At 58.2% G+C, this 14393-nt stretch carries 12 protein-coding genes; 4 read left to right on the top strand and 8 right to left on the bottom strand.

Annotation, left to right across the window (positions count from 1 at the left end; all coding sequences use genetic code 11):
* Positions 1-169: 169 nt before the first annotated feature.
* The 7 genes from hdfR to glpT all read right to left on the bottom strand — a co-directional run bounded on the left by hdfR (position 170) and on the right by glpT (position 7631).
* Positions 170-1042, bottom strand: a complete 873-nt coding sequence (gene hdfR, locus AB5Y76_RS09390) for an HTH-type transcriptional regulator HdfR (RefSeq protein ID WP_005337525.1) — start codon at positions 1040-1042, stop codon at positions 170-172.
* Positions 1042-1413: a DUF413 domain-containing protein gene (locus AB5Y76_RS09385; RefSeq protein ID WP_005350885.1), complete on the bottom strand. Its 372-nt coding sequence runs from the start codon at positions 1411-1413 to the stop codon at positions 1042-1044. Before AB5Y76_RS09385 ends, hdfR begins: the two co-directional genes overlap by 1 nt.
* Positions 1414-1711: 298 nt before the next feature.
* The gene (gene eco, locus AB5Y76_RS09380) at positions 1712-2194 is read right to left on the bottom strand and encodes a serine protease inhibitor ecotin (RefSeq protein WP_005337529.1); all 483 of its coding nucleotides are present in this window, start codon (positions 2192-2194) and stop codon (positions 1712-1714) included.
* A 218-nt stretch (positions 2195-2412) separates the two neighbouring features.
* Positions 2413-3501, bottom strand: a complete 1089-nt coding sequence (gene glpQ, locus AB5Y76_RS09375; RefSeq protein ID WP_005337531.1) for a glycerophosphodiester phosphodiesterase — start codon at positions 3499-3501, stop codon at positions 2413-2415.
* 106 nt (positions 3502-3607) lie between these two features.
* Positions 3608-5095, bottom strand: a complete 1488-nt coding sequence (gene glpD, locus AB5Y76_RS09370; RefSeq protein WP_263717557.1) for a glycerol-3-phosphate dehydrogenase — start codon at positions 5093-5095, stop codon at positions 3608-3610.
* A gap of 316 nt (positions 5096-5411) precedes the next feature.
* On the bottom strand, positions 5412-6170 hold the full coding sequence (locus tag AB5Y76_RS09365) for a DeoR/GlpR family transcriptional regulator (RefSeq protein ID WP_005337538.1): 759 nt from the start codon (positions 6168-6170) through the stop codon (positions 5412-5414).
* A gap of 102 nt (positions 6171-6272) precedes the next feature.
* Entirely contained in the window at positions 6273-7631 is a 1359-nt protein-coding gene (glpT, locus tag AB5Y76_RS09360; protein WP_005337540.1) for a glycerol-3-phosphate transporter, read from the bottom strand.
* A gap of 489 nt (positions 7632-8120) precedes the next feature.
* Here glpT and AB5Y76_RS09355 point away from each other — a divergent pair, with 489 nt between their 5' ends.
* From AB5Y76_RS09355 to AB5Y76_RS09340, 4 genes are all read left to right on the top strand, one after another.
* A complete protein-coding gene (locus AB5Y76_RS09355; RefSeq protein WP_005337544.1) occupies positions 8121-8969 on the top strand; it encodes an MIP/aquaporin family protein in 849 nt (282 codons plus the stop codon).
* Between the two features lie 53 nt (positions 8970-9022).
* A complete protein-coding gene (gene glpK, locus AB5Y76_RS09350) occupies positions 9023-10525 on the top strand; it encodes a glycerol kinase GlpK (protein ID WP_005337546.1) in 1503 nt (500 codons plus the stop codon).
* A gap of 225 nt (positions 10526-10750) precedes the next feature.
* Entirely contained in the window at positions 10751-12727 is a 1977-nt protein-coding gene (locus AB5Y76_RS09345) for a methyl-accepting chemotaxis protein (RefSeq protein WP_263717556.1), read from the top strand.
* A gap of 193 nt (positions 12728-12920) precedes the next feature.
* A complete protein-coding gene (locus AB5Y76_RS09340; protein WP_263717555.1) occupies positions 12921-13154 on the top strand; it encodes a hypothetical protein in 234 nt (77 codons plus the stop codon).
* Positions 13155-13325: 171 nt separating this feature from the next.
* Here the strand turns inward: AB5Y76_RS09340 and AB5Y76_RS09335 are convergent, their stop codons facing one another.
* Positions 13326-14228, bottom strand: a complete 903-nt coding sequence (locus AB5Y76_RS09335; RefSeq protein WP_005359673.1) for a LysR substrate-binding domain-containing protein — start codon at positions 14226-14228, stop codon at positions 13326-13328.
* Positions 14229-14393 lie beyond the last annotated feature (165 nt).

Here is a 14393-nt window from a genome sequence, read left to right as displayed (position 1 = left end):
ACAATCCATCCCTGTCAGTGCTCAATCGGATAAACAGCCTGAAAAGGTACCGTTACAGGCCGATGACGCCAAGCCTCCCGCGCCAATTACGTGACTTCGCTCCCTGCAATTTTCCCCAAACAGAAGAGCCCACCGTGGGGTGGGCTCTTTCTTGGATAACACTCGACGCTTATTCGACGTTGAGGCGCAGTTCGGCGTCGTGCCAACCCAGTGGCAGGGTCAACAGCTGATCGATCAGCTCCCGGCGATCGGATTTCTCCAGATAGGCGAGATAGAGCGGACGGCTCAGCGGCTGGCCCCCCTCCACCAGATGGAGCGCCCCCTTCTCGAGGAAGGGGCTGACCATCCGCCGTGGCAGGTAGGCAGCACCACCGTTGGCCAGCACGAACTGCAACGCCATGCTGGCGGAGCTGGAGTGCAGCACCGGGGTCTTTTGCAGGCTCTGCAAACGGCTGGGTTGCGGCTCGAAGCTGGTGCCCCAGTCGAGGTGGATGTGCGGCATCTGCATCAGGTTGTCGGCATTGGCGGCCGGATCCCGGCTCACCAGCTCGAACACCAGCTCACCGATGGGATGCAGGGCAATCTCGTCGATCTTGGTGGGCTCGGAGAGCAGGGCCAGATCGAGGGAGCGCTCCAGCAACTGGCGGCAGAGATGCTCGCGGGAGGCTGTTTCCAGCCGCACCGCCAAACCGGGCGCCAGCGCATAGATGTGATTGAGCCAGTCGTTGAAATCGAGCTCCCAGAACACCGCGGGCGCGCCGATAGCCAACTGCTGGCTGAATCCCGGCGAGAGCGCCACATCCTGCTTGGCGCGACCAAGGGTGTGCAAGATGGCGTCTGCGTAGGGCAGCAGACGCTCACCGGAGGCGGTCAGGCGGATGTTGTTGCGATGACGGGCAAACAGACTGACACCCAGTTGCTGCTCTAGCTGGCGGATCCGGAAACTCACCGCCGACTGGGTCAGGTAGAGATTTTCAGCAGCCCGGCCAAAGTGCCGGGTCTTGCTCACCTCGATAAAGGTCCGAAGCAGCTCGGTATCCATTAATCGATGGACTCGTCACTGCCACCGCCGCTGCCACCACCGACATCAAAGCTGCCGCCACCGCTGCTCTCTTCGCTGGCGCCGCCAACGACGGTGCAGAGGCGATGAACGCGCTTGGGACCGATCACCTTGAGGTACTTGAACCACACCTTGGCATGGGGGTTGGCACCGGCTTCGCCGGATTTGACCTGTTCGACGAAGGCGGACTCGACATCGTCACGGGGTGCAAGGTTGCCCTGGTAGAGTGCCAGCATGGCGGTACCATACTTTTCCAGACTGTCCGCTTCGGCCACAGTGAATTCGCCACTGCGACGCAGGCCACGGGGAAAATGTTTGAAGTCGTTGAAACGCTTGTCTGATTCGAAGCTCATAGTGCTCTTTTTTCTGGTTAGTTTGACCTTTGCGGGCAAGTATCATCAGGCCATCGCCGAGTGCAAAATCAATTTTCTCACTATGTTAATAAATATCTTTTATCGATGTCACTTTGCCCCATCGCTGACGCCGATTTTGTGGCATAACACACAAAAAACGTTGATAAATAATAAACTTATGTAAACGTGCAGCCAATTTGCACGTCACTTTTTGGACTGTGCAGGCAAAAATAAAGCGCCATACGGCGCTTTATTTATCACATCAGGTGAACCAGCTGAACCTTTGGTTCAAACATGCTTACTCAATCATGGCCGGTTGGGCCAGGTTGTCGGCACGCCACAGACGGTAGCGCACTTCATACTCCTGCGGCACGTAGATCACGAACGGCAGTTTTGAGTTGTAGTTCACGAAGAAGCCCTGACCGTAGATCTGGACGAAGGTCTCTTTCTGCTGGTTATCCGGGCACATCATCAGGGTGCTGATGGGGTCGGAAACCTTGCCCAGTTTCAGGTAGTTGTAGCCCCAACCTTTGACGCTGTGCTGTTCCAGGTTGCCTGCAAAACGCGGTACGTTGCAATCAACCATCATCTTTTTGCCGACCTGCAGCTCGACCATCATGTCGGCTTCTTTCTCGACTTCAGGCAGGCGGATCACCACACGTTCCTGATTCACGTCAGCGGCTGGGAACATGCTGATATCAAATTTTTTCGGCTCGGCGGCGAAGGCATGGCCACCCAGCAACAAGGCGCCCAGCAGGCTAAAACGCAATACGGTTTTCATCTGTACCTCATGGGGTTGGTTCAACGCCGCTAGACTAACCGCTCTGCCGATTTCATGCCAGCGATCTGCTACGTAAAAACTGCGTAAAATGATGCAGATCCGGCACACCATGACGTGATCTGGCTATTTTCTGACAGGGCGCACACTCCCGTTGCGGGAACCTGAAACAAAAAGCGAGGCCAATTGGCCTCGCGTTGCATTCAAATGGCGCCAGAGTGCTATTTGGCCGCCTCTTGATGGGCCTTGATGACGGCCACCGCCTTGTCGGGGAAGTCGCTGAACACACCATCCACATCGGCTTGATAGAGGAAGATGTTAAGGAGATCGGTAAAGTCCTTGGCATAGGCCGGGATCTGCCCCTCATCCTGACGGAAGGTATAAGGATGCACCTTGAGACCTGCCGCATGGGCTTCTTTTACCATGCCGGTGAAGACCGGTTTGCCCAAAGTGCCCGGCTCGGTGACGATCATCGGTTTCCACGGGCCAATCCCTTCGGCATAGCTGGCGATGGTTTTCATCGCTCCCGGCTTGAACATCCAGTCATAGTTGTAGGGGGTCGCCTTACCCTTGGCGTCGTAGACCATGGTCTCGTTCCAGTCGGTCTCGGCCATCAGCTGCACCAGTTTCAGATCCATACCCATGGCGGGCATCAGCTCGCTGTTGATGCGCTTGAGTTCATCGGCATCGAAGCACTGCAGATAGACCTTGTCATCCTTCCCGGTGTAGCCGTACTCCTTGAGCACCTTCAGCACCGCCTTGGAGATATCCTTGCCTTCGTGACGGAACAGCCAGGGTGCTTTGATCTCCGGATAGATGCCGATGTTCTTGCCGGTGCTCTTGTTGAGCCCCTGGATCATCTCGATCTCCTCCTGGAAGGTATGGATCTTGAAGTCTGACTTCCAGAGCGGGAAGCGGGCCGGATAAACCGGCACCTGCTTGCCATCCACCAGCTGGAACGGCTCGGTCATACGCAGGGAACGCACCTCATCCAGGGTAAAATCCACCACATAGTAACGACCGTCCGGACGGGCACGGCCAGGGAAGCGCGCCGCCACATCGGTGATGCCATCGAGGAAGTGATCGTGCATCACCACCAGCTGGTCATCCTTGGTCATCACCAGATCCTGCTCCAGATAGTCAGCCCCCATGCCATAGGCCAGCGCCTTGGACTCCAGGGTATGCTCGGGCAGGTAGCCGGAAGCGCCACGGTGGGCGATCACCACCTTGCCTTCATCGGCAGCCAACACGGGTAATGAGAGGGATGCCCCAAGGCTCAAGGCGATGAGGGAAACGGCGAGTTTTTTCATATGTGATGCTCTTTATTATTGTGTGTAGGTAATTGTTCTATCAGAGGTTTGTTTCATATTTACGGTGGAAAACGGTGGGCAGCAGCGCACTGCCCACCGTCACTCATCAGCTCGCCTTGCGCAGAGCCTGATGGTATTGGTCGAGCCAGATCTGCAGCATCTGCTGCTCTGAGTCGTTCAGGCGCAGCCCCAGCTTGCTGCGGCGCCAGAGGATATCGTCCAGTGAACAGGCCCACTCCCGCTCGATGAGATAACGCACCTCCGACTCGTAGAGGCCGCCACCGAAGTGAATGCCGCGCTCCTCTTTCAGCCAGAGACGGGCATGGGCGCCATAGGCCTCGGCAATACGCAGGGCGCTGCGATCATCGAGCCAGTCAAACTCCAGCGCAAAGGCGCGGGCCAGCTCGCGCACCGAGCAGTCAAACTCGCCGCCGGGTAGACGGCTGGTCGCCGTCCAGTCATCCCCCATCTGGCTGAACCAGGGCTTGAGCTTGTTGCAGGCGGCCTGCGCCAGCTTCCGATAGGTGGTGAGCTTGCCGCCAAACACCGACAAGAGCGGCGCACCGTCAGACTCGCCAGAGAGCTCGAGGGTGTAGTCGCGGGTCACCGCCTGCGGTGAATCTGACTCGTCGTCACAGAGCGGGCGCACCCCGGCGTAAGTCCAGATCACATCTTGCGGCGCAATTTGGCGAGTGAAGTGGGCGTTGACCACCTTGCACAGGTAGGTAATTTCGGCTTCGCTGATCTTCGCTTCCCGCGGGCTGCCGTGATGCTCCACATCCGTGGTGCCGATGAGGGAGTAATCCTGCTGATAGGGGATGACGAAGACAATGCGGTTGTCCTCGTTTTGCAGGATATAAGCCTCTTCGCGCTCGTGGATGCGCGGCACTATCATGTGGCTGCCTTTAATAAGGCGAATGCCGCGGGGGGATTTCTCGTGCAGGCTCTCGTCATAGAAGGTCTTGACCCAGGGGCCCGCCGCATTGACCAGACCACGGCAGGTGACGGTGAACTGCTCGCCCCCTTCCCGCTCCAAAGTGAGCGTCCAGTGTTTGGAACCGCGCACCGCCTTGATGCAGTGAGTGCGGGTCTGCACATCGGCCCCCTTGTCACGGGCCATCATGGCGTTGAGTACCACCAGCCGGGCGTCGTCGACCCAGGCGTCCGAGTATTCAAACCCCTTATTGATCCCTGCGGTCAAGCCATCTTGCGGCAGGAAGCGCACGCCACAGCTCCCCTTGAGCTTGTCGCGCTTGGCCAGATTGTCATAGAGGAACAGACCGGCGCGGATCATCCAGGCCGGACGCAGGTGTGGACGGTGCGGCAGGCGAAAACGCATGGGACGGGCGATGTGGGGCGCCATACCGAGCAGCACCTCCCGCTCCGCCAACGCCTCTTTCACCAGCCGGAATTCGTAATGCTCGAGATAGCGCAAACCGCCGTGGATCAGCTTGCTGGAGTTGGAGGAGGTGGCAGAGGCGAGATCTTGCGCCTCAAACAGGGCAACCTTCAGACCCCGTCCTGCCGCATCGGCTGCGATGCCGACCCCGTTGATGCCGCCACCGACGACGACCAGATCATAATGTTCGCTCATGTTCACCTACTTTCATTTTTATGATTGCCATAACAGCAATGTTTGATTTCGCTCATTTTAGAACATGAAAATACAACAAACGAACATTTTATGATGAAAGTGTGATCGCCACAGCCCGCCAGAGGTGGCAAAGGGGACAGGTCAGCGGAGCAAATGGCGTCGGGCCAACATCGGCGTGTTAATAGCCAAAAAACCAGATTGAATAGTGGTTTTGGCAATACCTATAAAGGGGTGATATGAGTACAGGGATGGGAGACAAAAAAAGAAAGGAGGCCGCCCTGACGGGCGACCGGCACAGCCTTGGCGTGTTTCGCCGTCAGCAGATGTGGCAGGCGATCTGGTGTTGCGCCATCAATCGCGCCAGCTTTTCCGGTGGCTCCTGATCGGTAAAGAGGGCGTGGATCTGGCTGAGATTGCCCAGATTGACCATGGCGTTGCGACCGAACTTGGTGTGGTCGGCGGCCAGGAACACCTGACGGGAGTGAGCGATGATGGCCTGGGCAATCTTCACCTCGTGATAGTCGAAATCGAGCAGGGAGCCGTCGTTGTCGATCCCCGAAATCCCGATGACGCCATAGTCCATGCGAAACTGACCGATAAAGTCGCGGGTCGCCTCCCCGACGATGCCGCCATCGCGGTTGCGGATCTCGCCACCGGCAATGATGACGGTGAAGTCATCCTTCGCCGTCAAAATGCTGGCCACGTTGAGGTTGTTGGTGACGATGCGCAGCTCGCGGTGATCGAGCAGGGCTCGGGCAATCGCCTCGGTGGTGGTACCTATGTCGATAAAGAGCGATGAGCCGTCGGGAATATTGGCCGCAACCTCGCGGGCGATGCGCTCTTTCTCCTTGAGTTGCATCACTTTACGGGCGCTGTAGGCGGTATTGACGGTACTCGAATGCAGGGAGGCACCGCCATGATGGCGCCGGATCTTGTTCTGTTCGGCGAGATCGTTCAGATCCCGGCGAATGGTCTGGGGGCTGACGTCAAAGTGGGTCACCAGATCGTCGGTCGAGACAAATCCCTGCCGCGTCAGGACGTCCAGGATCTCCAGATGTCGTTGGGTTTGCTTCACGCTTACACTCCGATGATGAGACAAAAAAAGGCCCCGGCAGATGCGGGGCCTTTTGGCAGTTTACCTGATCCCCTTTGGGATCAATAAGCTGAGGATCACGTTTTATGCCTTATGGGCAGCCGCTTTCTTGGCCGCAACAGCAATGTTCTCATGCTTGAGGGTCATCGCCAGCAGGATGATGGAGAGCACGCAGGAGACGGTCAGCACCATGAAGCCGCCATCCCAACCGAAGTGGTCAACGGTATAACCCAGCATGGCGTTGGCTGCCACGGCGCCGCCCAGATAACCGAACAGACCGGTGAAACCTGCCGCAGTACCGGCTGCTTTCTTCGGTGCCAGCTCAAGAGCATAGAGGCCGATCAGCATGACAGGGCCGTAGATCAGGAAGCCGATAGCCACCAGCGCCATCATGTCGATGGTCGGGTTGCCGGCCGGGTTGAACCAGTAAACCAGCACAGCCAGGGTCACCAGCACCATGAACAGGATACCGGCCGGGGCGCGGCGGCCCTGGAACATCTTGTCAGAGATCCAGCCACACAGCAGGGTGCCCGGAATACCGGCCCACTCGTAAAGGAAGTAAGCCCAGGAGGAGTTGTCGACGGTGAAGTGCTTGGCCTCTTTCAGGTAGGTTGGCGCCCAGTCCAGCACACCGTAACGAATGAGGTAAACGAAAGCGTTGGCGATCGCGATGTACCACAGCAGTTTGTTGTGCAGCACGTACTTGACGAAGATCTCCTTGGCGGAAAACTCCTGCTCGTGGCTCTCGTTGTAATCCTTCGGATAGTCGTTCTTGTACTCCTCGATAGGAGGCAGACCGACCGATTGCGGGGTATCACGCATCACGAAGAAGGCGATCACCGCGATGGCGGCCGCCGCTGCCGCAGGCACATAAAAGGCGCTGCGCCAGTCGTTGAACCAGCCCATCCCGAGGATAAACAGCGGGCCAATCATGCCGCCACCCACGTTGTGGGCCACGTTCCAGACCGCAACCACTTCGCCGCGCTCTTTCTGTGACCACCAGTGCACCATGGTGCGACCGCAGGGCGGCCAGCCCATGCCCTGTGCCCAACCGTTCAGGAACAACAGCACAAACATGATGGCAATGCTGGAGGTAGCCCAGTGCATGGTACCCATCATGAACATGATGGCAGCCGAGAGCAGCAGACCGGCGGAGAGGAAGTAACGAGCGTTGGAACGGTCGGAGACGTTCCCCATCAGGAACTTGGACAAACCGTAAGCGATGGAGACCCCGGAGAGCGCGAAACCGAGATCACCACGGGAGAAGCCCTGCTCGATCAGATAGGGCATCGCCAGACTGAAGTTTTTCCGTACCAGATAGTAGCCGGCGTAACCGAAGAAGATCCCGAAAAACACCTGCCAACGCATGCGTTTGTAGAAGGGGTCGACCTTGTCAGCCGGGAGCCTGTCGATGTGCGCCGCAGGCCTGAAGAGACTAAGCATGTTCTGCTTCCTTATTGTTGTTATGGGCGGTTGAGGATGCCCTGACCATTCCAACGAATCATGTGAGTCCACCAATTCGTAAGCGAGCCTATTGTGCTCATATGCGCTCATTTAATCTGTGATGCATGCTCAAATATTGCAGTTTTATTACAAACAAAAGCTCCAAATGAGAAATCGCTCAGCAAGCGCCAGCCCTTGTGTGGCAAGGGTTGCGAGCTACCCCATAAGTGGTAAATGGCGATGATCAAGATGCTTTACGTCACATTTTCTTAGCAATGAGTGGGATCTTGTCCACATTTCCTATGGAGGGGGGATGGTGAAATTATTGGGAAGGGTTATTTTCTGTCACGACCGATAACGAGCGCAAACGAGCATAACGTTTGCGCAAGACGCAAAAACAACAAGGAAACGTTTTCGGCAGCAACGGATAGACACAAAAAGATAAAACGGAACATCAAACCTCTACGGGTGGATATAAGGAACAAAAGTATGAGCATACAAAGACCCAATACCCTGCTTGGCGAGTGCATCGCCGAGTTTATCGGAACCGGCCTGCTGATATTTTTCGGCGTCGGATGTGTGGCGGCACTGGTGCTGGCAGGCGCCAACTTCGGGCAGTGGGAAATCTCCATTACTTGGGGTCTGGGTGTGGCCATCGCCATCTATGTGACCGGCGGCATTTCAGGTGCCCACTTGAACCCGGCTGTAACCCTGGCGCTGATGACCTTCTGCGGGTTCGACAAGCGCAAGGTAGTGCCCTACATCATCGCCCAGATAGCCGGTGCCTTCTGCTTCGCGGCCCTTGTCTACTTCCTTTATGGTAACCTTTTCACCCAGTGGGAAGTGACCCATAACGTGGTGCGCGGCAGCGTCGAGAGCCTCGGCACCGCCGGGATCTTCTCCACCTACCCCAATGCCCTGCTGACCAATATGCAAGCTTTTGCCGTCGAGCTGGTGATCACCGCCGTCCTGATGCTGGGCATCATGGCGCTGGGTGACAACAACAACGGCGCCCCCAAAGGTTTCGCGGCCGCTCTGCTGATCGGTATCCTGATCGCGGTGATCGGCGCCTCCCTTGGCCCGTTAACCGGTTTTGCCATGAACCCAGCCCGTGACTTTGGTCCGAAACTGTTCGCGTTCTTTGCTGGCTGGGGTGATGTTGCCCTGACCGGTGGTCGTGACAACCCCTACTTCTGGGTTCCGATCCTTGGCCCCATCGTTGGCGCCCAGATTGGTACCGCTCTATATGTCAAAGTGCTGGCTCCCTGCGTCCCGGGCAACCGTGTCGTCACCACCGAGCAAGCGACCCAAACCGCCAAAGAAGAGGCTGCCGCATAAGAGCGGCCCCTCCAACGTATAAAAACGTGGAAAATAGAAACGTGGAGAACATCATGTCTGCTGAAAAGAAATATGTCGTCGCTCTGGACCAGGGAACCACCTCTTCCCGCGCCATCGTGTTTGATCAGGATGCCAACATTGTCGGTACCTCCCAGCGCGAATTCACCCAGCACTACCCGAAAGCGGGCTGGGTAGAGCACGACCCGATGGAGATCTGGGCGACCCAATCCTCCGTCTTTACCGAAGTGCTGGCCAAGACCGGCCTGCGCAGCGAAGAGATCGCCGCCATCGGTATCACCAACCAGCGTGAAACCACAGTGGTATGGGAAAAGGCCACCGGCAAGCCCATCTACAACGCCATCGTCTGGCAGTGCCGCCGCACCGCCGCCATCTGTGAAGAGCTCAAAGCGCGCGGTCTGGAAGAGTACGTTCGTGAGAACACCGGTCTGGTGCTGGATGCCTACTTCTCCGGTACCAAGGTGAAGTGGATCCTCGACAACGTGGAAGGTGCCCGCGAGAAGGCGATGAACGGCGAGCTGCTGTTCGGCACCATCGATACCTGGCTGGTCTGGAAGATGACCAATGGCGAAGTGCACGTCACCGACCCGACCAACGCCTCCCGTACCATGCTCTACAACATCCGCGAGCTGAAGTGGGACGAGAAGATGCTGGACGAGCTGGGCATCCCCATGTCCATGCTGCCGGAAGTGAAACCCTCTTCCGAAGTGTACGGCTACACCACCCGTGGCGGCGGCTCCCGCATCCCCATCGCCGGTATCGCCGGTGACCAGCAATCTGCCCTGTTCGGCCAGCTCTGCTTTGAAAAAGGGATGGCCAAGAACACCTACGGCACCGGCTGCTTCATGCTGATGAACACCGGCACCGAGCCGGTTCGCTCCAGCAACGGCCTGCTGACTACCGTTGCCATCGGCCCGAAAGGGGAAGTGAACTACGCGCTGGAAGGTGCGGTGTTTATGGGTGGCGCCACCATCCAGTGGCTGCGTGACGAGCTGAAGATCATCCACGATGCCCGCGATACCGACTACTTCGCCTCCAAGGTGGGTGACACCAACGGTGTCTATCTGGTACCGGCCTTCGTCGGTCTGGGCGCCCCCTACTGGGATCCGTATGCTCGCGGCACCATGGTCGGTCTGACCCGTGGTGCCAACCGCAACCACATCATCCGTGCTGCGCTGGAATCCATCGCCTATCAGAGCCGCGATGTGCTGGATGCGATGCAGCAGGACTCCGGCATCAAGCTGGCAGCCCTCAAGGTAGACGGCGGCGCCGTAGCCAACGACTTCCTGATGCAGTTCCAGGCTGACATGATGCACACCCCGGTGGTACGTCCGACCCGCATCGAGACTACCGCCATGGGCGCCGCCTTCCTGGCGGGTCTGGCAGTCGGCTTCTGGAAGAGCTCGGACGAGCTGGAAGACAAATTCAGCGTGGACCGCGAGTTCATCCCGCAAATGGACAGAGACGATCGCGCCAAACGTTACAGCGGCTGGCAAAAAGCGGTTGAGCGTTCACGCCGTTGGGCTGAAGAGGATTGATCGGGCACCCGACATTCCGTTGAGATAAACACCAGAGAGGCCGACCGCAATGTCGGCCTCTCTTTTTATGCTTTCCCTTGCCGCTTTCTACCCCCTTCCCCGCTCATTGCTCCCTCCCTTTTTCTGCCGCCCTCTGTTGTCACCATCCATCACAACGCAATTGAGTTCTCTATCTATAATCATCATCTGGGTCGCATATGCGACCTTATTTATGAGGAGAGCGATATGGAGAGGGCGATACACCGTTTTACACTGCACTCACTCTGGTCAGGGCTCGGGATCCGCACCCGGATCCTCGCTGGCGTGGCGATACTGATGGCCATCGCCATCAGCTGCATCACCTTGATCCTCGAGCAGATATCCCACAGTCAGGCCCAGCAGCGGGTCGAACGCTACGAGCTGCCAAGCAGCGTGGATCGCATTGCCAACCAGCTGACAGCCCAGCTTATCCAGCACCTGACCGAGGCGCAGGCGCTGGCCAGCAACCGTTTTGTCATCGACTGGCTGACCGCTGGCATGCCAGAGCAAGAGTGGCCCGCCATGGAGCGTTACTTTCAGGATCTGCAACGGCGGATCGGCGGCAACGTCTTTATCGCACCCCGCCAGAGCAACACCCTGATCAACTTCAGCGGCGGCCCCACCGCCCAGAAATCGCTGAGCGAATCAAACCCGAAAGATGGGTGGTTTTTCGGCTTTCTCAAACGCAGCAAACCCTATGAGCTGAACCTCGACATCTCGGATTTTGACAAGCGAGCCTCCCTCTATATCAACACCGCCGTCACCCACGAGGGCAAGACTCTGGCGGTGGCAGGCACATCCATTGACATGAGCGCCCTGAGCAAGCTCATCAGCGGCTACCGGATCGGCAAGAGTGGTCAGGTCTATCTGGCCGACATGGAGGGCAATATCGAGATCCACCCCGAGCAGGAGGTGGAGGGGGCCGCCCACCACCAGCAATCCTTCCTCGATACCGTCAAACGGCTTATTCCCAATGCCCGGGAACAGGTGGCCGTAGAGGCGCTAACACTGGAGGGGCAAACCTACCTCATCGCGGTGCGTTACATCCCCACCCTCAACCGGCTGCTGATTGGCGAGATCAACAGCGCCGAGCTGGAAGAGGGACTGCAGGAATCCCGCCAGCTCATCATCATGGTGTCGCTCGCCATCGGCGGGATCGCCATGCTGGCCTCCGCCTGGCTGGCTCACTCCATCAGTCGCCCCATTCGTCAGGCTGCCGATGGCATGCACCACATCACCGCCGATCGGGATCTGGCGACCCGCCTCGACTTCTCTGACGAGTCGGAGCTGGGCATGATGGCCCATAGTTTCAATCAGCTGATCCAGAGCCTGAACCAGAGCTTCTCCCGCTTCCAGCAGTCAGGCAGCGCCCTCTCCGCGCAGTCGTCCCAATCCATGCAACAGGCCCAGGCACTGGCAGGAGAAGCGTGCCAGCAGGCCCAGAGCATTCAGGAGCTGACCACTGTGGTCACCACCATCGGTGACAACGCCGAGCAGATCGCCAGCCGCTCTGAAGGGGTCAACGACGTAACCCAACGCATCGCCAACCATATGCTCAGCATCGAGCAGGATGTGACCCAGAGCGCCGCGCAACTCGACACCTTGCGCAGCAGCATCGGCAGCTCCTCGGCCCTGCTCGATGAAGTGGTGAAAGACAGCAACAACATCACCCAGATCATGAACCTCATCCGCGATGTCTCGAACCAGACCAACCTGCTGGCCCTAAATGCGGCCATCGAAGCGGCCCGTGCGGGGGATATGGGACGGGGCTTTGCGGTGGTGGCCGACGAGGTACGCCAACTGGCGGTGCGTACCCAGACCGCCACCAAGGATGTGCAGGATCTTATCTTGCGCCTGCAGGAGGGAACGCGGCAGGCCAGCAGCTCGATGGCAGACTCACGCAACCTGAGCGAAGAGGGATACAACCGGATGAATCAGGCCAGAGAAGTGCTGGTTGATGCCACCAGCCAGATCAACCAGACCGCCCTCGAGATCAACGAAATCAGCGCGCTGGCGCAGGCGCAGAATCAACAGATGGGGCAAGCCAGAACGGCGCTCGACGAGCTGGCCATGGTGGCCGAACACCAGCGGGAACACGCACAGGAGAGCAATGCCGCCAGCCGCGAACTGTTCGAACTGGCCAAGGCCATCGACGAGCAGATCCGCCAATACCGGATTGGCTAGGCCCGGCGCTTCCCCCTCTCCCTCTCAATAACCAAGACGCCACCGCAGGGTGGCGTTTTCATTTTGCAAATCATTTTGCCTGCGCTCTCGAAACGGGAATGACAACAAAACTCACAAGACATTGATAATTAACATGAAAAAATGTGGAACGGCCATTGCTTAGTGATATCAGACTCAACAGAGGGATATCGCCATGAAACCGACCACCAATCAAGCGCCCGTAGCCCACGTCGCCACTCAAAAAGAGACACTGACCCCCCGCGAAGGCACCTTCCTGATGATGGTGGCCCAACTGGTGGTGCTCACCTGCATCGTACTGACCGCCACCGTCGGCGGCCTCTCCTGGCAGTGGACCCTGCTGCTGGCCATTCCGCCGGTGATCGGCGGCGCCCTGCTCAGCCGAGTATGGGGCAAACTGCCACGCTAACTGCGCTTCAGCTCACACACCTTCCCGAACCGGCGGCCGACCCTCAAGTCGGCCGTCTGTTTATCTGCCACCAGGCTAATGCTGATTGGCCGCAACGAAGGCACGGCTTGTTCTTCGCCAAGCAAACCGCAGCGACGAACCGTTCAAACAAACCGCACAAACCAACCTGAACTACAGGGTATGGCTGCCCAGTTGCTCTTTGAGAAAATCGAGCCAGACCCGCAGTCGGATATCCCGCTGGGCATCGGAGTAGAAGACCGCATTGATGGGGCGCGAGGCGCCACTGTTACTGCGCGCCAGCACCTCCACCAGCGCGCCGCTCTCCCGATCCGGCCCGGTCATAAAATCCGACAGACAGACGATCCCCTGCCCCGCCAATGCCAGCTGACGCAAGGTTTCACCGCTGCTGGCACGCAGACTGGGGGTGATGGCAAAGCGATCCCCCTGCTCGGCACTGAGCAGCGGCCAGTGGTTGAGGTGATCGGGATGCAAAAAGCCGAGCAGCTCGTGACCGCTCAGCAGATCCGCCGGTTGGCGCGGGGTGCCGCGCTCGCTCAAATAAGCGGGAGAGGCCAGCAGCCGCAGCCGCGAACGGCCCAGCGGCAGCGCGCGCAGGGAGGAGTCGGTCAGCTCGCCGATGCGGATAGCCATGTCCACCCGCCGCTCCATCAGATTGATAAAGCCCTCCGAGCTGTGCAGTTGCAGCTCGATGGCAGGATAGCGACGTCGAAACTCGCCGATAATTGGCACCAGCCGGTGCAGAATAAAGGGGGTAGCGGCATCGACTCTCAACACCCCTTCGGGTTGTTCCCGGCGCATCAGCAGATGCCCCTCCGCCTCGCTCATCTCGGTCAGGATCTTCACCGCCCGCTGATAGAACCAGCTCCCCTCCTCGGTCAGACTGACCCGTCGGGTGGTGCGATTGAGCAGCACGGTGGAGAGCTTCTCCTCCAGCCGCTTGATGCCACGGCTCACCACCGAGTTATCCATACCGAGGTTCTCCGCCGCCTGGCGAAAACTGCCCGCCTCCACCACCGCCACAAACAGGGTCAGTTCATCAGAATGGGTCTTCATTGCTGTTATCCGGACAAGAGTTATGGGCCTTTATAGGCGTAGCTGCTGTGGATTGGCAAGCGTGCTCAGACAGACGATCTTGTTTTTCGAAGAGAAATAATCAGAGAGAATCACTATCTCTCATCCTGTTTAATCAGTAGAATGCGATCAAGAGGAATCGTATGA

Origin of the sequence: Aeromonas sp. R1-2 (genome assembly GCF_040908505.1) — a bacterium.
GTDB lineage: Bacteria > Pseudomonadota > Gammaproteobacteria > Enterobacterales > Aeromonadaceae > Aeromonas > Aeromonas veronii.
The sequence above is the reverse complement of the archived record's forward strand: the minus strand, read 5'-3'. Positions and strand labels throughout refer to the sequence as shown.